The 20177-nt window shown below is 59.8% G+C and carries 15 protein-coding genes; 8 read left to right on the top strand and 7 right to left on the bottom strand.

From position 1 onward, the window contains the following. Positions 1-4 precede the first annotated feature (4 nt). A complete protein-coding gene (locus tag FZF01_RS01710) occupies positions 5-1327 on the top strand; it encodes a sensor histidine kinase (protein ID WP_373286429.1) in 1323 nt (440 codons plus the stop codon). A gap of 35 nt (positions 1328-1362) precedes the next feature. On the opposite strand, the gene FZF01_RS01705 is transcribed toward FZF01_RS01710, so the two are convergent. Next, the gene (locus FZF01_RS01705) at positions 1363-2295 is read right to left on the bottom strand and encodes an AraC family transcriptional regulator (protein ID WP_373286428.1); all 933 of its coding nucleotides are present in this window, start codon (positions 2293-2295) and stop codon (positions 1363-1365) included. Positions 2296-2680: 385 nt separating this feature from the next. On the opposite strand from FZF01_RS01705, the gene FZF01_RS01700 reads away from it, so the two are divergent. From FZF01_RS01700 to FZF01_RS01690, 3 genes are all read left to right on the top strand, one after another. After that, positions 2681-3832 carry an efflux RND transporter periplasmic adaptor subunit gene (locus FZF01_RS01700; protein WP_150276362.1) on the top strand — a complete coding sequence of 384 codons (1152 nt, stop codon included), beginning with the start codon at positions 2681-2683 and terminating at the stop codon, positions 3830-3832. 84 nt (positions 3833-3916) lie between these two features. Continuing rightward, entirely contained in the window at positions 3917-7093 is a 3177-nt protein-coding gene (locus FZF01_RS01695; protein ID WP_150276361.1) for an efflux RND transporter permease subunit, read from the top strand. Beyond that, a complete protein-coding gene (locus tag FZF01_RS01690) occupies positions 7086-8495 on the top strand; it encodes an efflux transporter outer membrane subunit (protein ID WP_150276360.1) in 1410 nt (469 codons plus the stop codon). The genes FZF01_RS01695 and FZF01_RS01690 overlap by 8 nt, the downstream gene beginning before the upstream one ends. 235 nt (positions 8496-8730) lie before the next feature. Here the strand turns inward: FZF01_RS01690 and FZF01_RS01685 are convergent, their stop codons facing one another. Then, entirely contained in the window at positions 8731-9606 is an 876-nt protein-coding gene (locus tag FZF01_RS01685) for a BON domain-containing protein (protein ID WP_150276359.1), read from the bottom strand. Between the two features lie 152 nt (positions 9607-9758). Between FZF01_RS01685 and algB the strand changes: the two genes are divergently transcribed. From algB to FZF01_RS01670, 3 genes are all read left to right on the top strand, one after another. Next, positions 9759-11105, top strand: a complete 1347-nt coding sequence (algB, locus tag FZF01_RS01680; protein ID WP_150276358.1) for a sigma-54-dependent response regulator transcription factor AlgB — start codon at positions 9759-9761, stop codon at positions 11103-11105. After that, complete coding sequence (locus FZF01_RS01675) at positions 11102-12877, top strand: ATP-binding protein (protein WP_150276357.1); 1776 nt, start codon at positions 11102-11104, stop codon at positions 12875-12877. The genes algB and FZF01_RS01675 overlap by 4 nt, the downstream gene beginning before the upstream one ends. Before the next feature lie 92 nt (positions 12878-12969). Further along, positions 12970-13566, top strand: coding sequence for a DUF4136 domain-containing protein (locus FZF01_RS01670; protein WP_373286422.1), 597 nt, complete (start codon positions 12970-12972; stop codon positions 13564-13566). 9 nt (positions 13567-13575) lie between these two features. Here FZF01_RS01670 and FZF01_RS01665 read toward each other — a convergent pair whose 3' ends face one another. Both FZF01_RS01665 and FZF01_RS01660 read right to left on the bottom strand, forming a co-directional pair. Next, on the bottom strand, positions 13576-15066 hold the full coding sequence (locus FZF01_RS01665; protein ID WP_150276356.1) for a helicase HerA-like domain-containing protein: 1491 nt from the start codon (positions 15064-15066) through the stop codon (positions 13576-13578). A gap of 80 nt (positions 15067-15146) precedes the next feature. Further along, positions 15147-15695, bottom strand: coding sequence for a cupin domain-containing protein (locus FZF01_RS01660; RefSeq protein WP_150276714.1), 549 nt, complete (start codon positions 15693-15695; stop codon positions 15147-15149). A gap of 142 nt (positions 15696-15837) precedes the next feature. On the opposite strand from FZF01_RS01660, the gene FZF01_RS01655 reads away from it, so the two are divergent. Next, complete coding sequence (locus FZF01_RS01655) at positions 15838-17379, top strand: bifunctional GNAT family N-acetyltransferase/carbon-nitrogen hydrolase family protein (RefSeq protein ID WP_150276355.1); 1542 nt, start codon at positions 15838-15840, stop codon at positions 17377-17379. On the opposite strand, the gene alr is transcribed toward FZF01_RS01655, so the two are convergent. The 3 genes from alr to FZF01_RS01640 form a co-directional block, all read right to left on the bottom strand. Continuing rightward, a complete protein-coding gene (gene alr, locus FZF01_RS01650; protein WP_150276354.1) occupies positions 17348-18439 on the bottom strand; it encodes an alanine racemase in 1092 nt (363 codons plus the stop codon). The genes FZF01_RS01655 and alr overlap by 32 nt on opposite strands. A 72-nt stretch (positions 18440-18511) precedes the next feature. Further along, entirely contained in the window at positions 18512-18871 is a 360-nt protein-coding gene (locus FZF01_RS01645) for a RidA family protein (protein WP_150276353.1), read from the bottom strand. Then, a complete protein-coding gene (locus FZF01_RS01640) occupies positions 18846-20144 on the bottom strand; it encodes a D-amino acid dehydrogenase (protein ID WP_150276352.1) in 1299 nt (432 codons plus the stop codon). The genes FZF01_RS01645 and FZF01_RS01640 overlap by 26 nt, the downstream gene beginning before the upstream one ends. Between the last annotated feature and the right edge of the window lie 33 nt (positions 20145-20177).

The raw sequence follows: 20177 nt of genomic DNA, 5'->3' as shown, positions 1-20177 counted from the left end.
GCTGATGCTGGCTATCCTGCTGGTACTGGCCAGCACTGCAGCTTACTGGAATGCCCGCCGGGCGGCGGATACTGCCTATGACCGCTCCTTGCTGTCTTCGGCCAGGGCCATTGCCGAGCGGCTCCATGATGAAGATGGCAAGCTGGTTGTCGAGGTGCCTTACATAGCCCTGGACAACTTCGCCTATGACATCACCGGGCGCCTCTACTATCAGGTTCTCAATCTGCAGGGTGAGTCCATTTCCGGCTATGAAGATCTGCCCGCTCCCGATGAGTCCGTGCAGATGACCCTCGACTACCCTGCCCTGGCCCGCTTCTACGACGCTGATTATCGGGGTGCCGGTGTGCGCCTGGTAAGTCTTCTGCAGCCCATCAGCGGTGCGACCAGTCGCGGAATGGCCGAGATCCGTGTGGCGGAAACCCTGGAGGCGCGGGAGCGTATGGCCAATACCCTGCTGCGCCAGTCTTTGATCAATCTGGGGTTATTGGCCATCAGCGCCCTGCTTCTCGCCTGGCTGGCTGTTAGCGCGGCATTGCGGCCGCTGCGGCTTTTACGTGAAGAGGTGGCCGGCCGCGCCAATGATGATCTGCGGCCGATCAGCACCGATGGTCTGCAGCGTGAGGTGGCGCCATTGGTGGACTCCATCAATCATTTCACCGGCCGTCTGCGCGAGAATTTCGAGCGTCAGCGGGACTTTATTGCCGAAGCCTCCCATGAACTCCGCACCCCACTGGCAGCACTCAAGGCGCGGATCGAGCTGGGCCTGCGGTCCGCCGAACCGGATGCCTGGAAACGGGCACTGAATGAAGCGGAGCAAAGCACTGATCGCACCATCAAGCTGGCTAACCGCTTGCTCTCCATGGCGCGCATCGAGCGGGGCGCACGGGCCGTGGCTGAAGGCAGTGCCGAGCGCATTGCATTGCAACCGCTGGTCAAGGAGTTGGCTATCAGTATGGTGCCGCTGGCCTACGCGCAGGGTATCGAGCTGGTGCTGGAGGACGAGCAGCCCTTCGATGTATGGGGCGAGTCAACCCTGTTGCAGGAGTTGATCAGTAACCTGATTACCAACTCACTGCAGCACACGCCATCCGGTGGGCAGGTTGTATTGCGGCTCTGTGCGCCGCGCAGACTGGAAATTGAAGACACCGGAAGCGGCATCCCCGAAAGCGAGCGGCAACGGGTATTCGAGCGCTTTTATCACCGCGGTCAGGGAACCGGACTGGGATTGTCGATTGTGGGTGAAATCTGTCGCGCCCATCGTGCCGACATCAGCCTGCACCAAGGCTACCTGGGCGGGCTGTTGGTGAGGGTCGAGTTTCCCGCCTGACCCCGGATTATTTTTCCGGCCCACCCTGTGGAGTCTCAGGCGGGCACATGTATGCGAGTTTCCCCGCGCAACTTGATCACATCTGCCCGCGGTGAGGCGCCGAACATGCGGCTGTACTCGCGGCTGAAATGCGAGGGGCTTTCATAGCCGACGCGGTAGCTTGCGGTGGCCGCTTCCAGGCCCTCGCTGAGCATCAGTCGCCGTGCCTCGTGTAACCGAAGCTTCTTCTGGAACTGCACCGGTGACATGCGCGTTACCTGTTTGAAGCTGTGGTAGAGGGTCGACTCGCTCATGTTCACGTCTTCTGCCAGCTCGCGGACTCGAAGCGGCTCGGCGAATCTGTCCTTCAGCACTGAAATCACCCGGGAGATGCGGTGGGATTGACTGTCCGCGGACACGAACTCGCGCATGCGTGCGCCCATTTCACCAACCAGCGCGCGGTAGATTATTTCCCGTTGGATCAGCGGCGCCAGAATGCGCACGTCGGTTGGAGAGTCGAGAAGTCGCACCAGCCGCGTCATCGCATCTAGGATGCCCAGATCAACCTGGGCAACGTAGAGCCCGCAGGCTGAGTAGGGGCAGTCGATCGGCCCCCGGGGCGCAGTTTCGCCCAGTTGTAGCACCAGTTCAGCGACTTCGGCCGGGTCAATATTGATCTTCACTGCAAGAAACGGGTTGTCGGGGGATGCATCCACCACCTGACCATTTACCGGCAGGTCGACGCTGGAAACAATATAACTGAGCGCGCCATAAACGATTTCCCGGTCACCGAGTTGTACCACCTTGCGGCCCTGGGCAATAACGCAGAGCGACGGTTCATACACCGTGGACATACAGGGTGTGGGGGTGTCGACGCGAAACAGATCCAGACCCGGAATATCCGTTTCGTAGACGCCCTCCTGAGTCACTCTGGCAGACACCAGGTTCGCGAGCTCCAGGCATGCTGGTGCGCAGTAGTGCGGAGTCATGCAGTTCGGTTGAGCTTCAGATACGGGGGTAGATTGGTCGAGTGTATGCATGATTGACCTCCAGGGGCGTGCCAGCAGTATATACAGGATTAGGTAAGGAATATGACGCCCGCATGACGTTTGCAGGATTAGGCAATAAACCAGCAGAATCGCGCAAACCTTGCTATTACAGGTGCTTTAGGGGTGCGTTCGCTTGAACAAATGCCCTATATTGGTACGCAGTCTTACAGCTATTATTTCGGCGTTTACAGAATCAGGCAATCATGCGGCAGTAATACGCTACCGGATACGAGAGAGCTGGCCCTATCGTGCAGCATTGCCGAAGACGCCCCGCGACTTCGGCTGACCACCAGACCAGTGATCCTCAACGGAAAGCGAGAGCCACATGCATACACTCACATTCAAGGACGCCAAAGTGACCCTGCTTGGCGCCCTGCTGCTGGCCATGATGGTCGGTTGCGATGCTCAGGGGCAGGACAACACCGCTGCTCCCCCACCGCCAGAGGTTGAAGTTGCCGAAGTTCATGCTGAACCGGTAACCCTGTGGGGCGCCTTCAGCGGCCGCGTCGAGGCGCCGCAAACCGTGGAACTGCGGCCGCGCGTCAGCGGCTATATAGATAAGGTGGGGTTTGAAGAAGGCGAGCTGGTCAGCGAAGGCGATGTGCTTTTTGTCATCGACCCGCGTCCTTACAAAGCCCGTGAGCAGCTGGCCCAGGCCGAGCTGGCGCGTATGCGTAGCCAGTTGACGCTGGCCAGTAGCGAGGCCGCGCGGTCCGAGCAGTTGTGGGAGCGCCGGGCCATCTCCCGCGAGGAGTTCGAACAGCGCAACGCCGCCAGAACCATGGCTCAGGCAGCGGTCAATGCGGCGGCTGCGGCGCTGCAGAGCGCGCAATTGAATCTGGAATATACCCAGGTCAAGGCGCCGGTCAGTGGCCGTATCGGTCGTGCCCAGGTCACCCGCGGCAACCTGGCCACGGCAGACACTACCTTGCTTTCAACCCTGGTATCGGTCGACCCGCTCTACGTTTACTTCGAAAGCGACCAGCAGACCGTGCAGGACAACCCCCACGGCCAGAGCGTGCCGGTGCGTATCGGGCTGGCGGGTGAGGATGACTTTCCCTATCAGGGCAAGCTGGACTTTATCGACAACCAGTACAACCCCCGGACCGGCACCCTGCAGTACCGCGCTCAGGTGGCCAATCCCGACGGGGCTTTGCGCCCTGGCCAGTTTGCCCGGGTAGAAATGCCGGTGGCCGCAGCCAGTGCCGCGTTGCTGGTCGACCAGAAAGCGGTGATGACCGATCAGGATCGGCGCTATCTGTATGTGCTGACTGACGACAACCACGCCGAGCGGCGCATCGTCGAAACCGGACGCCGCGTCGATGGCTTGCTGGTGATTACCGATGGCCTGGCTGCAGGCGAGCGTGTGGTGGTCAACGGCTTGCAGAAGATCGCGTTCCCCGGCATTGAAGTGGTGCCGCAGCCGGTTGATATGCGCCGCACCCTGAAGCCGGTGGTCGTCGCGACGGCGCCGTGAGGCAGTAGCGCTTTTTATAGCTTTATTTCCTTTCTCTGACTGATACGGGCGCGTCTTCCGGACGCGTTCCGGGAGGCTGTTGCCGTGAACTTTTCGCGTTTCTTTGTAGACAGGCCGATCTTTGCGTCGGTGCTGTCGATCATTATCTTCGTCGTCGGGCTGATCAGTATTCCGATGCTGCCGGTCAGCGAGTATCCCGAAGTGGTGCCGCCCAGCGTGCTGGTCAGTGCCAGCTATCCGGGCGCCAACCCCAAGACCATATCTGAGACCGTGGCGACGCCATTGGAAGAAGCCATTAACGGCGTCGAGGACATGATCTTCATGAAGTCGGTCGCCGGGAGTGATGGCAGCCTGGCGCTGACCGTGACCTTTGCCCTGGGCACTGACCCGGATCAGGCCCAGGTGCAGGTACAGAATCGGGTCTCCCAGGCGCTGCCGCGTCTGCCCGAGGATGTGCGCCAACTTGGCGTGACCACCCAGAAGCAGTCGCCGAACCTGATGATGGCGGTGCACCTGACCTCGCCGGACGACAGCCTGGACGCCACCTATATCCGCAACTATGCGGTACTGCATATTCGTGACGAGCTGGCGCGCATTCCCGGTGTGGGTCAGGCTGGCCTGTTTGGCTCCGGTGACTACGCAATGCGGCTGTGGATAGATCCGCAGCGCGCTGCTGCGCTGGGCGTAACAGCGGGCGATATCAGCGCTGCAGTACGTGAGCAGAACATTCAGGTGTCGGCCGGTCAGATCGGTGCTCCGCCGATGCCGGAGGGCTCGGACATGTTGATTTCGATCAACGCCCAGGGCCGTCTGGAAAGTGTGGAGGAGTTCGAAAATATCGTCCTGAAGACCGGTGAACAGGGCGAGATGACACTGCTCAAGGACGTGGCTCGGGTCGAACTGGCGGCCTCGCAGGATGCCCTGCGCGCGCTGCTGAACAATCGCCAGGCGGTGGCATTGCCGATCTTTCAGGCCCCCGGCTCCAACTCCCTTGATGTGTCAGCCGCGGTACGGGCAAAAATGGCCGAGCTGGAAGCGGATTTTCCGAAAGGGTTGAGCTGGGAAGTGGCTTACGATCCTACCGTCTTTGTCAGCACGTCGATCAAGGCCGTGATCATCACCCTGCTGGAGGCGGTCGCTCTGGTGGTGCTGGTGGTGATCCTGTTCCTGCAGACCTGGCGTGCGTCGCTGATTCCGCTGTTGGCTGTGCCGGTGTCGATTGTCGGTACCTTTGCAGTCTTGCTGCTGATGGGCTTTTCGATCAATACCCTGACGTTGTTTGCCATGGTGCTGGCGATTGGCATTGTGGTGGACGATGCCATCGTCGTGGTGGAAAACGTCGAGCGCAATATCGAGCAAGGTCTGGCGCCACTGGCGGCAGCGCATCAGGCCATGCGTGAGGTGAGTGGGCCGATTGTGGCGATCAGTTTGGTGCTCTGCGCGGTCTTTGTGCCGATGGCGTTTCTGGATGGCATTACCGGTCAGTTCTACCGTCAGTTCGCTATGACCATCGCCATTGCGACGGTGATTTCGGCAATCAACTCGCTGACCCTGTCGCCCGCGCTGGCGGCGGCATTGTTGAAGCCGCACGGTGCAACACCGGATCTGCCGGCACGCATCATCAATCACCTGTTTGGCTGGATATTCCGGCCATTCAACCGTTTTTTCCTGCGCAATGCCCAGCGCTATGAATCTCTGGTCGGCCGCAGCCTGAGCCGGCGCGGGTTGGTGTTCGGGGTCTATCTTCTGCTGCTGGGCGGCACCGCGCTGATGTTCACCCAGGTGCCCGGCGGTTTTATTCCGACCCAGGACAAAACCTATCTGATCGGCAGCATCCGTTTGCCCGAGGGTGCATCGCTGGATCGCACCGAGGCAGTCGCGCGCAGGGTCAGTGAGCTGGCGCTGAACACCGAGGGGGTTTCCGATGCGCTGGCTTTTGTTGGTTTCAACGCCTTGCAGGGTACCAATACGCCGAACGTGGGTACGGTCTTCGTGGTTTTCGATGATTTCAACGAACGCGATCGTACGGCGCAGACGATTTCCGATGATCTCAATGCCCAGCTGGGCGGCATCAACGAAGGCTTCGCGATTACCTTCATGCCACCGCCGGTATTCGGTCTGGGGGCGGGATCGGGTTACTCGCTGTATATCCAGGATCGTCGCGGCGCTGGTTATGGCGAACTGCAGACCGCGACCAACGAGCTGGCCCAGGCCCTGAGCCAGACGCCAGGCATGTTCTACCCGTTCAGCTCCTACCAGGCCAACGTGCCACAACTGGATGCTGATGTGGATCGCATGCAGGCCAAGGCGCAGGGCGTGCAGCTGGATGATCTGTTCGCCAGCCTGCAGCTGTACTTCGGCTCGCAGTACATCAACGACTTCAATCTGTTCGGCCGTACCTATCGGGTCATGGCCCAGGCGGATGCGCAGTTCCGCGATAACCCCAGTGATATCGACCACCTGTATACGCGTAATGCGAATAACGAGATGGTCCCACTGAATACCATGGTCACGCTGCGCGAAAGTTTCGGGCCGGATCCGGTGATCCGCTACAACGGGTATCCGGCGGCCGACCTGATTGGGCAGTCCGATCCGTCCGTACTTTCTTCGGCGCAGACGCTGGCCTCGGTGATGGCCGTGGCGGATGAAGTGTTGCCGGCCGGCATGACGCTGGAATGGACGGATCTGAGCTTCCAGCAGGTGACCCAGGGCAATGCCGCGATGGTGGTATTCCCGCTGGCATTGCTGCTGGTATTCCTGGTGCTCGCTGCATTGTACGAAAGTTGGGTGATGCCGCTGGCGGTGATTCTGATCGTGCCGATGTGTCTGCTCGCCGCGCTATTTGGTGTGTGGATGGTCGGCGGCGACAACAATATCTTCGTGCAGGTCGGCTTGGTGGTGTTGATGGGCCTGGCGTGCAAGAACGCGATTCTGATCGTCGAGTTTGCCCGTGAGCTGGAGCAGCAAGGTCGCGACACCGTCAGCGCCGCGCTGGAAGCCAGCCGTCTGCGGCTGCGCCCGATCATCATGACGTCTGTGGCCTTTATTGCCGGCGTGGTGCCGCTGGTCATCGCCTCCGGGGCCGGCGCTGAAGTGCGCAACGCCATGGGTATCACGGTGTTTACCGGGATGATCGGCGTCACCCTGTTCGGCCTGCTGCTGACACCGGTGTTTTACGTTGCGTTGAGAACGCTGGCGAAACGCTTGGCAGCCAAGTCAGAAAAGTCCGAAGTAGAACTGAGTGGAGAGCCACATGAATAAGCTGGCGGGTATTTTTACCCTGGCGGCGCTGTTGAGTGCCTGCGCAGTAGGGCCGGATTACCAGGCGCCGGAGCCGGCGCCACTGGATCAATTCGTCCACGACCAGACGGCCACTGGCGCACAGGTCAAACGCGCTGCCGACAACGAGCAGCTGTTCTGGCACGGCTTCGAGGATCCGCTTCTGGCTGAGCTGATTGAACAAACCCTGGCCGAAAACCAGAGTTTGCAGGCGTCGCTGGCGCGTTATCAACAGGCCGAAGCACTGCTGCGCGGGGCTCGCCGCGACCAGCTACCGAGTGTGACAGCGGGCGCCGGGGTATCAGGACAACGGCTGGCGGAGGTCGAGCGCATTGATCCGGCCCAGGAGCGCGTCGAGTTTTACCAGGCGGGTCTGGGTTTGAGCTGGGAACTGGATCTGTTCGGGCGGTTGCAGCGGGCGGCCGAGGCAAGCGAAGCAGAGCTGCAGGCAGCCGGTGCGGACCGGGAGACATTGCAGGTTGCGCTGGCCGGCCAACTGGCCAGTAGCTACTTCCAGTTGCGCGGCCTGCAACAGCAATTGCGGGTAGTGGAAGAAAACGTCAGCTTGCAGCGGGCATCGCTGGACATTGTCAGCGCAAGGCTTGAGGCCGGCCGTGGTACGTTGTTTGATCAGGTTCGGGCGCGGGCCCAGGTGGACGCCACGCGAGCAGTGATTCCCCAGTTGAAAGCGGATATCGGGGCAGCCATGCACCGCATCGGTGTATTGACCGGTCAGCCACCCACGGCGTTGGTACCACTGCTTGGTGAGCCAGCTGAGTTGCCGCGAAGCCGTCCGTCAATTGCCGCGGGCAGTCCTGGCGATGTGTTGCGTCGACGGCCCGATATCCAGGCCGCGGAACGACGGTTGGCGGCCGCCAGCGCGCGTATTGGTGTGGCCACGGCGGATCTGTTCCCACACTTTACCCTGGAGGGTCTACTTGGCTCGCTGGCCGGTAGTGGCTCGGACCTGTTTACCGGCGGGGCGCAGACTGGACGGGTGGCGCTGGGAATCGACTGGAGTTTTCTCGACCGAGCGCAGGTAGAGGCGCGCATCGATGCGGCTGATGCCCAGTCTGCCGAGTTGCTGGCTGACTATCGGCAGACGGTGCTGCTGGCCCTGGAAGAGACTGAAACCTGGCTGCTGCGCTACCAGCAATCCCATGAGCGCGCGGCCTTGCTAAAAAGTGCCACCGATGCGGCTATCCAGGCAGTGGAACAGGCACGTGATCGTTATGATCAAGGGTTTATCGGCTATTTCGAGCTGCTTGCTGCAGAGCAGGAGTTGACCTCCATGCGTGACAACCTGGTGCAGAGCCGGACCGAAATGGCCCTCGCTATGGTTAATGTCTACCGTTCACTGGCAGGCGCACCGCCCATGGGCTGAGAGCAATGCGGAGCCCATCCACGCAAAAACCGCCACCGGAGGGCAGCGGTTTTCGTGGCGCGATTAGAGCTTCTAGTTCTTGGGTCGTCGGCCCATGACCAGTGCCTCCTCGAAGGCGTGCAAGATACGATCTTCGGTCTTCTCCAGCGTGCTCACGCGCACTTCTGCACCGGCTAGCTCGCTGAAATGCTGTTATTGACCAGTGATGGATGTTCACATCCTGTTTCCATGCATGTCACATCTGGCCCTCATTTGAGGATTCAGTTGCGCTGGTAACCTTGAGCGCCCCTGCGTCTACCGAGGAAACGCCGCGTATATTGCGCGCCGTCTCGATCGCCAGTTGTTTGCGCGCCTGGCTGTCTACCTGTCCGCTGAGTGTCACTTCGCCGTTTCGAGACATTACCGAAATATCCGTGCCATCGAGATTGCGACTGAATAACAGGCTGGATTTGACCTTGCTGGTGATCCAGACATCGCTGACCACATCTGCCGCCTCATCCGCAGCCTGGGCTGCGGCGTCCTGGGCCCGCTTGGCAGTCCCCGCCTCGCCCGTGACCGCTATTTGATTGAGAACTTCCCGTACGCCCTGGGTATTCTCGGCCAACCGTTCGGCCAGTTCCCGAGCGGCTTCGCTGTCGGCCTTGCCGCTCAAGGTGACGACGTTGTTCCTGGTATGAACGTCGATATCCAGCCCCTGGGTATGGCGGTTCCACAGCAGTTTGGATTTCACTGTCGCGGTGGTGGTGGCATCGTTGAGGCTGTTGGCAAGACTGGTACGCTCGGCATCGCTGTCACTGGCATCGGAGTCTACCGTCAACTGGTTATCGATCTCGTCAATGCCCTCAATGCTCAGTGCGACCTGTCCGGCGAGGTCGCGGTTGACTCCGTTCTCGACGCTACCGGTCAATATGGCGGTGCGGCCCTGAACCCTTACCTGGATGGGGTCGGAGTTGAGATGCCGATTCAGAGCGAAGGCGGTAGCGACCGAGCCCTCCATACGGGCGTTACTCACGTCCGATTGGGGTGTTTCCTGGGCCAGGGCGGGCATGGGTGCCAGGGCCAGCACTCCAGCGGCGGCAGTGGCGCACGCCAGCATCTTGAACTTGTTCATCAGGGGTCTCCATTGTGTACGTTTGGGCTTGAGCTTAGACCAGGGAGGTGAACATGGCTGTAACTGTTGTGTTTAATTGGATAAGGCGCAATACGTGCAATTTGCATGAGTGATACACTGATTCCGGCAATATTCATTCCGGAGCGGGCAGCATGGAAACGGCAGATCACAATAGTGGGCGCATTCTTCTGGTAGACGATGAAGCGGCGATTCTGCGCACTTTTCGTTATTGCCTGGAAGATGAGGGTTATGAGGTAGCGACGGCGAGCAACGCAGCCAATGCGGAAACCGTTCTACGCCAGCAGGTTTTTGATCTGTGTTTCCTCGATCTGCGTCTTGGCGAGGACAGCGGTCTGGAGCTGCTTGCCACCATGCGCACCCAGGCCCCATGGATGGTGGTGGTGATCGTCACTGCGCATTCGGCCATCGACACCGCCGTGGATGCTATCCAGGCGGGTGCGTCGGATTATCTGGTCAAGCCCTGTAGTCCCGATCAGTTACGCATGAGTGCGGCCAAGCAGCTCAAGGTACGGCACCTTGCTGCTCGTCTGGAGTTGCTCGAAGGCCAGATCGGCCAGCCAGAACATGTAATTGAATCTCACTGCCCGGCCATGATGACCGTGCTTGATACGGCGCGTCAGGTAGCCATGACGGATGCCAATATTCTCATTCTTGGTGAGTCCGGAACGGGTAAGGGTGAACTTGCGCGGGCGATGCATGGCTGGAGTAAACGGGCGAAAAAGAACTTCGTGACCATCAACTGCCCCTCTCTTAGTGCAGACCTGATGGAGAGTGAGCTGTTCGGTCACACCCGCGGCGCCTTTACCGGGGCGAGCGAAAATACCCTGGGGCGCGTCAATCAGGCCGATGGTGGAACGCTATTTCTGGACGAGATAGGGGACTTTCCCCTGGCACTGCAACCCAAACTGCTGCGCTTTATTCAGGACAAGGAGTACGAGCGGGTGGGTGATCCGGTGACCCGTCGCGCCGATGTGCGGATTCTGGCTGCGACCAACCGCAACCTGCCAGAGATGGTCAGCGCTGGCGAGTTTCGTGAGGATCTGATCTACCGGTTGAATGTCATCACCCTGACCCTTCCGCCTTTACGCGATCGTCAGGACGATATAGTGCCCCTGGCAGAACGTTTTCTGTCGCGCTTTGTCAAAGATTACAGCACGCCTGCCAAAGCGCTCAGCGATCAGGCCAAGGTGGCGCTGCGCGGCTATCCCTGGCCGGGCAATGTAAGGGAGCTGCGCAATGTCATGGAGCGGGCGAGCATCATCTGTCCGGAAAAGCTGGTCGGGGTCAATCATCTTGGCTTTACCGGGCAGTCTGTCACCAATGCGCCACGAATCGGGGCAGAAATGAGCCTGGAGGAACTGGAAAAGGCGCATATTGCCAACGTGCTGGCCAACAGTGAGACGCTGGACCAGGCCGCCAAAACCCTGGGCATCGATGCTTCGACGCTGTATAGAAAGCGTAAGCAGTTGGCTTTGTGAAATTACGCAGCCGGCTATTTCTCAGCATCAGTGGCCTGGTGGCCGTCGCGTTGCTGGGTCTTGTGCTGGGGCTCTACAGCGTGCTGCATCTGACTCAAACCCAGAATGACGAGATGACCAGAAATCTGGGGGTCATCGAGAACAGTCAGGGTCTGGGTCACGAGTTGAGCAAACAGGTGACCCTGTTGCTTGCCGAGACCCTCGACCGGTCGGCATTGACCGCATCGGATGAGGCCTTTCAGCGGTGGCTCGACACTGCCGCCAGCAGCGCGACGAATCAGAGCGATCAACAAGCTGTCGAGGCGATTCGGCGTGACTACAGCACGTTCAGACGAATTCTCGACAGACCTTTTACAGAACGTAGTGCGTTGCTGCGCGATGATGAGCTCAGTGCCGCGATTGCGGCCATGCGCAGTCACATCAGTTCGGTGCAGACGCGCTATGTAGAGGGATTCCACCGTGACACTACCAAAACTGAGGATCGCGCGACCCTGATTGCCACCTTGCTCGGCCTGGTCATTGTGGCGGTATTGCTCATCGGGCTGATTACCGCCAATAGCATTGCCCAGCGTGTCGGCCGTCCGATCGAGGCGCTGGCCAGGGCGGCGGACCGGATAGGGCGGGGTGATTTTCGGGTCATGCTGCCGATTTCTCCGATTGCCGAGCTGGGTATCCTGAGCAGGCGCTTCGGATTGATGGCTGACTCGCTGCAGGAGTTCAGGAACAGCGATGTGGCCGCATTACAGGCTGAGCGCAAGCGTCTGCAGGCAGTGCTCGACAGTATGGATGGCGGCCTGCTGATATTTAATTGCAACGCCGAGTTGGAGCACATCAATCCGGTGGCACGCCGGCAGCTGGGTTGTGATGAGTCGCATCTCGGTCAGCGCCTGGGTGCGGTACTCGAATATCCGGAACTCGACGAGCAGTTGTCACGGGTGGTTCAGGGTCAGACACGTGAGGAGGGGGAGCAGGATCTGCAGGTAGTGGCCGGGGGCGAAACCCGGGTGCTGAGTTACAGCCTGTCCTCGGTCAGCAACGATGAAAGCCAGGTGATCTGCGCGGTGATGGTATTGCGCGATGTCACTACGCAGCGGGCATTCGAGCGGGTACGTAGCGAGTTCGTACTGAGAGCCTCCCACGAGTTGCGGACTCCCGTGGCCGGCATGCATATGGCCTTCGCCCTGCTACGCGAGCGCCTGAAGCTGCCAGCCCAGGGCCGCGAGGCAGACCTTGCCCAGACGGTGGATGAAGAAATGCGCCGGCTGGTATGCCTGATCAACGATCTGCTGAATTTTTCGCGCTATCAGAGCGGCTTGCAGAAGATCGAGCCGGGTACCTGCGATATCGAATCCCTGCTCCTGCAGTCTCATCACCGCTTCGCTAGCCAGGCGCTCGATCAGGAGGTGGATTTGCAGGTAGAACTTAAGGGGCCATTACCCGAGCTGGAAATGGATCAATTGAAGATCAGCCGCGTGCTGGACAACCTGATCGGCAACGCGCTGCGGCATACCAGCCCTGATGGACATATCAAGTTGCAAGCCGTACGCAGGGGTGAGCGATTGCTGATCCATGTCGAAGATGACGGCGAAGGTATATCCTACAGTCAGCAGTCCCGGGTTTTCGAGCCCTTCGCCCAGGTAGGCAACAAGCGCGGCGGGGTTGGTCTGGGTCTGGCCCTGTGCAAGGAAATCGTGCAGCTGCACGGTGGCACCATTGGCATGGAGTCGACTCCGGGCAAGGGCACCAGATTCACCATCTCCCTGCCGATATAGGGCCATCACACCCAGCACCAGGGGTGTGGAGGCACGAACCAACCAGGGGAATCCGGGTCTAAAGATTTATTCCGTCAACCGAGGAAACGCTCATGCAGTCCATGCAAGTACCTGCTTTCCGCCCCCTGGCACATCTCTTTCGTCATGCCCTTCTGGCAGGCTCTGCGTTGCTGCTGATCGCCTGTCAAAGCACGCCGGTGGAGCGTGATTACGATACCAGCCGGGATTTCAACCAATATCGAACCTGGGACTGGGCGGAGCCGGCCGTGACCTTCACGCCGCAGAATGATCCCCGGGTCAGTAGTGACCTGACACGCCAGCGGATTCTTCAGGCGGTCAGCGAGGGGCTGGACGCCAGAGGGCTGCGTACGGCTGATGATGCTGACCTTGAGGTTCAGGTAGACGTCATCAGCGAGGAAGAAGAGGATGAGGTAACCACGACCTTCGGCGGCTCTATCGGTTATTGGGGCTGGGGTTGGGGTGGTGGGCCCGCCTACACCCAGTCACGCTCGGTGGATTATCAGGTGCTGACCTTGCAGGTGGATCTGCGCGATGCGCGGGATGGCCAACTGGTATGGCGTGGCAGCGATCAGCAGCAGCTGTGGGACACCGCCGTGCCTCCGGCTGAACGGGAGCAGCAGATCCGCGAGATGGTCAATCGCATCCTGTCTGCTTATCCCCCCTATTGATGCCGCGCGCTAGCGACCTTTGAACGAACCCAGCAGGCCGCGCACGATGGCCCTGCCCAGTTGACTGCCGAGCGTGCGCATCGCGCTGCGCCCTACCGTCCCGGCCATGCTCTCCAATCCCGACTTGCGTCGGGAACGGGCGGGACGCTGTTCTTCCCGGGCCTCCTGCTGGGTCCTGGTCCTGGCGGTTTTTTCCGATAACGCCTGCTCTGTCTGGCGTAGCAGGATTTCATAGGCCGAGTCGCGATCCAGCTCCTGATCATAGATCCCCGCCAGAAAGGATTCATTGAGCAGGCTGTTGCGCTGGGGGTCGGTAATGGGGCCCATCTGACTGGCTGGCGGCCTGACCATGACTTTTTCCACCGGAGTGGGCACACCCTTGTCGTCCAGAACCGACACCAGTGCCTCGCCGACACCGAGTTCAGTGATTACCTGTTCGGTATCCAGCCCTGGGTTGGCCCTGAAGGTTTGTGCTGCGCTGCGGACCGCCTTCTGGTCGCGGGGGGTGAACGCACGAAGCGCATGTTGCACACGGTTGCCAAGCTGACCAAGGATCGCCTCTGGCACATCCAGCGGACTCTGAGTAATGAAATACACGCCCACACCCTTGGAGCGGATCAGCCGGACTACCTGTTCGATCCGGTCTGTCAGGCTCTTTGGCGTGTCCTTGAATAGCAGATGCGCCTCGTCAAAAAACAGTACGAAGCGTGGCTTTTCGGCATCGCCCACCTCCGGCAACTGCTCGAAGAGTTCCGATAGCAGCCATAGCAGAATGCTCGAATAGGCGAGCGGCGTATCCCGGTAGAGCCTGGCAGCGTGCAGGATATTTACCACGCCGCGACCCTGGTCGTCGGTCTGCAGAAAATCCTCCAGCGTTACCGCCGGCTCGCCAAACAGGCGCTCTCCGCCCTGGCCTTCAAGATTGAGTAATGAGCGCTGGATCGCCCCGATGCTGGCGGGCGAGATGTTGCCGTAGCGTGGACCGATCTCTGCACGATGCTGGTTGAGATGCGACAGCATGGCACGCAGATCCTTGAGATCCAGCAGCAACCAGCCGTTATCGTCTGCGACCCTGAAGAGAATCTGCAGTACACCGCTCTGAGTCTCGTTGAGGTTTAGCAGGCGCGCCAGCATGATCGGCCCGAAGTCGGCCATGGTCAGGCGTAGCGGGTGGCCGTGCTCGCCATAGACATCCCAGAATACCGTGGGCGCGCCACGCATCTGCAGGTCATCAAGACCAACTCGGGCAGCGCGTTGAGCCAGTTTGTCGCTCATCTTGCCAGCCAGGGCGATACCGGAGAAGTCACCCTTGATGTCGGGTACCAGCACAGGCACACCGAGATCGGAAAACCCCTGGGCGAGAACCTGCAAGGTGATGGTTTTACCGGTACCGGTAGCGCCGGCGATCAAACCGTGGCGATTGGCCATTTTCGGGCTGATGGCAACCGGTCGCTCGGCACTGGCTCCAATGAGCAGTTCAGGTGTGGCATGCCCGGACATGATTCAGCCTCCGATGGCCAGGGTGAAGAAAAACCGGTGCGACACACTTTTTACAGCCGCGCCGGCTGACTGTTTGGCGGCTAGAAATTGGCCGGGGTAGTAGCACTGACCAGTACGCAGGGTACTTCGAAGGGGTTGCGAAAGCGATGCGGTTGGCTGCTGTCGAAGTAGTAGCTGTCACCTGTATCAAGCACAAAGATTTCGCTGCCCACGGTGACCTCCAGCTGGCCCGCCACTACCGTGCCAGCCTCTTCCCCTTCGTGGTTGAGCATGTCCGGGCCGGTATCCGAGCCGGGCGGGTAGATCTCGTTGAGGAATGAAAAGGCCCGATTGGGATGGCCCTTGCCTACCAGCTTCATGGTGACTTCGCCGGAACCGATATCCAGCAGCTCGTCTGCGCGGTAGATCACCTTGCGTGGGCTGTCCTCATCAACCTCGAGGGAAAAGAAATCCACCAGGGACATGGGGATACCTGACAACACTTTTTTCAGCGAGCTGACCGAGGGGCTGACGCTGTTTTTCTCGATCATTGAGATAGTGCTGTTGGTGACACCAGCGCGTTTGGCCAGCTCACGCTGCGACAGGCCCTTGAGCTTGCGAATTGTTTTCAGGCGCGCACCTACGTCCAATAGCGGATCCTCCGGATAATTATCGTGGCAATAAATGAACCAAATCATTGCATGACTGTTCAGAATTTACAACGGACCCAAAGGGATGGTTGAACACCTGTTATGCTTGACCCAATGACAAATGAAAAGAGAGGCACGCAATATGGATCTTGAAGACCTGCATTTGACCTTGCGGACCCTGAAACCCAGCGATTACCCGCAGCTCAAGGTTTTGATGGACAAGGTCTACGACGACATCGGCGGTGCCTGGCCGAAAAAGACCATTAACCGCTTGATCAAGGACTTTCCCGATGGCCAATTGGCCATTGCCGATGGCAAGAAGCTCATTGGTGTGGCACTCAGTGTCATGGTCGATTACGACGTGTTTTCCGATCCGCACAAGTACGCCGATCTGATTGGTCAGACCGAGATCATTCCGAACAAGGAGGACGGCGATGCGATCTATGGTCTGGATGTGCTGATTGATCCGGAGTATCGCGGCCACCGTCTGGGCCGCCGACTTTACGAGGCGCGCAAGGAGCTGTGTCGGTCGCGTAATTTGCAGGCGATTCTGGCTGGCGGGCGTATACCGGGCTACCACGAGCATGCCGACGAGCTCAAACCGACCGAGTACATCGAGGCCGTGGACCGCAAGGAAATTCATGATCCGATTCTGTCCTTCCAGTTGGCCAACGATTTTCAGGTCAAGCGTCTGATGCGTCGTTATCTGCCCGAGGACAAGAAATCCATGGGCTACGCGACCTTGCTGGAGTGGAGCAACATTCTTTACGAACCCGAGGAACGGCTGCTCCAGACCAACCGTAACCAGGTACGAGTGGGTGCGGTGCAGTGGCAAATGCGTCGGTTCTCTTCGGTGGAAGCTGTACTCGAACAGGTCGAGTACTTTGTCGATGCGCTGTCGGACTACCAGAGTGATTTTGCGGTATTTCCGGAGCTGTTCAATGCCCCGCTGATGGGCCTGCGCGATCAGTCCGACGATATCGAAGCCATTCGCTACCTGAGCAGCTTTACCGAGCGTTTTCGCACGGAAATGCTGCGCATGGCGGTCAGTTACAATATCAACATCATTGCCGGCTCGATGATCGAGGAAGGTGAAGATGGCCGTCTGTACAACGTGGCCTATCTGCTGCGCCGTGACGGTACGGAAGAGCGTCAGGCCAAGCTGCACATAACACCCCAGGAGCGTCGTGACTGGGTCATCGAAGGGGGCGATGATCTCGCCGTGTTCGAGACAGACGCCGGGCGTATTGGGGTCCTGATCTGTTATGACGTGGAATTCCCCGAGCTTGGCCGTCTGCTGGCCGATCAGGATATGGATTTGCTGTTCGTGCCCTTCTGGACCGATACCAAGAACGGTTATCTGCGGGTGCGCCACTGCGCCCACGCAAGGGCAATCGAGAATGAATGCTACGTGGTGCTTTGCGGCAGTGTCGGCAACGTGCCCTCGATCGAGAACCTGGGGATCCAGTACGCGCAGTCAGCGGTATTCTCGCCCTCTGACTTCCCCTTCCCCCACGATGCGGTGCTCAACGAAACCACGCCGAATACGGAGATGATCTTCTTTTCGGACCTGGACTACACCCGGTTGAAGCTGGTGCGCAACGAGGGTTCGGTGACCAATCTCAAGGACCGTCGTACCGACCTGTTCAGCCTCAAGTGGCGGAAGCAGAAAAAGAAGAAGTGAAGCGCCGCGGTACACGGTTGAGATTGCAGAAAAGCTGATAGGCGATGGTGCCGGCCTGAGCCGCCACTTCGCTCGCATTCAATCCCGTGCCCCAAAGCCGCACCGCGCTTCCCAGTCCGCTGCCTGGCAGGTCAGTCAGATCCACGGTGAGCATGTCCATGGATACCCGGCCGATCAGTTGGCTGCGCTGGCCATCGATGAGTACTGGTGTGCCGTCCGGCGCGTGTCGCGGATAGCCGTCGGCATAACCCATGGCAACTACACCCATGCGCGTCGGCCTCGCCGTTATAAAGCGCGAGCCATATCCGATAGGCTCGCCCGGGGGCAGCTCTCTCACAGCAATGACCCTGGACTCCAACTGCATGACTGGCTGTAGCCGGTCCGCGTACTCCTGCGGAAAACCGAAGGGCGTGGCCCCGTAAAGCATGATGCCTGGGCGCAGCCAGTCATTGTGTGCCTGGGGCCAGGCCAGTACGCCCGGAGAATTGCACAGGCTGGCGGGCCCTTTGAGGCCTTCAGTGGCACGCATGAAGGTCGCCAGCTGTTCTTCGGTGCGACCGGTGTCCGGCTCGTCGGCCCGGGAAAAGTGGCTGATCCTGGTCAGGCTTGCAACCTGGGCGCTCGACGCTAGCTGGCGCCAGACCTTCGGATACTCTTCAGGTGCAAAACCAACTCTATGCATCCCACTGTCGAGCTTCAGCCAGATATGCAGCGGCTCAGTCAGCGTTGTGGTTAACAGGTTCTCTATCTGCCATTGGTCGTGAACCACCGCCCAGAGGCGATGCTCGGCGATCAGCGGTAGCTCACTGGCTTCAAACCAGCCCTCGAGCAGCAGAATGGGTTGGCTGATGCCGGCGGCCCGCAGCTCCAGCGCCTCCTCGATGCAGGCCACGGCGAACGCGTCAGCCTCGGGGGCCAGAGCCTGGGCACACTCCAGCGCGCCGTGGCCATAGGCGTTGGCCTTGATCACAGCAAAAACACGGGCATCTGACAGGCCCTTGGCGAGTCGGTAGTTATGCCGCAGGGCGTCAAGATCGATGAGAGCGTGGGCAGGGCGCATAGGGAGCTTCTTGTCGGCAGTCGCGGGGCTGGCCAGCCCCGCCAAAGGTGTAGATTATCAGACCCGGGTAGCTTACGGCACGGCGGCAATAACGGACATTTCGACGAGTATCTCCGGCTCACACAGCTTGGCCTCGACGGTGGCCCGTGCCGGCGCTGTGCCTGCGGGTAACCACTGGTCCCACTCGGTGTTCATGGCCTCGAAGTCAGCATCGATGTCTTTCAGGTAGATGGTGACTGACAGAATTCGGGTCTTGTCAGTACCTGCCGCGTCCAGCAGCTTCTCGATTTCGCCGAGTGTGCTCCGGGTCTGGGCGCCGGCATCCCTGTCCAGATAATCGTCGGCAGCTACCTGGCCTGCCAGATAGAGGGTGTTCTGATGAATGACAATCTGGCTCATGCGCTTGTTAGTGTGCTGACGCTGTATCGACATGCCGGCGAATCTCTCTGTTGGGTGTGTAACGGAAAAGGCCCAGCCCTTCAGTGCTGATGGCCGGTGTGCGTGCGCTGACCAGGTCTGCCAGTAATTGGCCGGAGCCGCAGGACATGGTCCAACCCAGTGTGCCATGTCCGCTGTTGAGAAACAGGTTGCGCCGCGGTGCGGCGCCGATTACTGGGGTGCCATCGGGTGTCATCGGTCGGAAACCAGTCCAGAACGTGGCCTCCTCGAGGTGGCCGCCGCCGGGGAACAGGTCACTTACCACCATCTCCAATGTGGCCCGACGCTTGCCTTGCAGGCTGGCGTCAAAGCCGGTCAGTTCGGCCATTCCACCCACGCGAATGCGGTCGGCAAAGCGGGTCATGGCTACCTTGTAGGTTTCATCCATCACGGTGGAAACGGGTGCCTTGTCGGCGTCGGCTACCGGCAAGGTCAGGGAATAGCCTTTGACCGGATAGACCGGTAGGGCAATGTTCAGCGGCTTGAGCAGCTGGGGCGCATAGCTGCCAAGGGCCAACACATAGCTGTCGGCGCGCATGATGCCGTGGCCCGTTGCCACACCGGTGATGCACTCACCATCGTCGAGTAATCGGTTGATCGTGCAGTCGAAGTGAAACACCACGCCCAGCTCCCGGCATTTGTCGGCCAGCCGTGTGGTGAACAGATGGCAGTCACCAGTCTCGTCGTTGGGTAGCAGCAACCCACCGACGATCTTGTGGGCGCTGTTTGCCAGTCCGGGCTCATGGGCTACACAGCCAGCCCGGTCGAGCAGTTGATAGGGTACGCCGCAGTTCTCCAGCACCTGAATATCCTTGCTCACCGCATCCAGTTGCTGTTGAGTGCGAAACAGCTGGAGTGTGCCCTGCTCCCGGTGCTCGTATTCCACGCCGGTATCACGGCGCAGTTGCACCAGGCAGTCGCGGCTGTATTCGGCCAGGCGCATCATCCGGCTTTTGTTGACCGCATAGCGCGCCTGGGTGCAGTTGCCCAGCATCTGCATCATCCAGCGGTACTGGTGTGGGTCTGCAGTCGGATTGATGGCAAGGGGCGCGTGTTTGGCGATCATCCATTTCAAGGCCTTGACCGGGACGCCGGGCGCCGCCCAGGGGGACGAATAACCAGGGGAGATCATGCCCGCGTTGCCGAAGCTGGTTTCCAGGCCGGCGCCGGGCTGGCGATCGATCACCGTGACCTGATGCCCGGCGCGCGCCAGATACCAGGCGCTGGTAACCCCGATTACGCCGCTACCCAGAACCATTACGTGCATGTCCGCCTCCTGTCCCACCGTCAAATAGTCATT

This window comes from Halopseudomonas salina (assembly GCF_008641105.1).
This window is presented reverse-complemented; position numbering and strand designations above follow the sequence as displayed.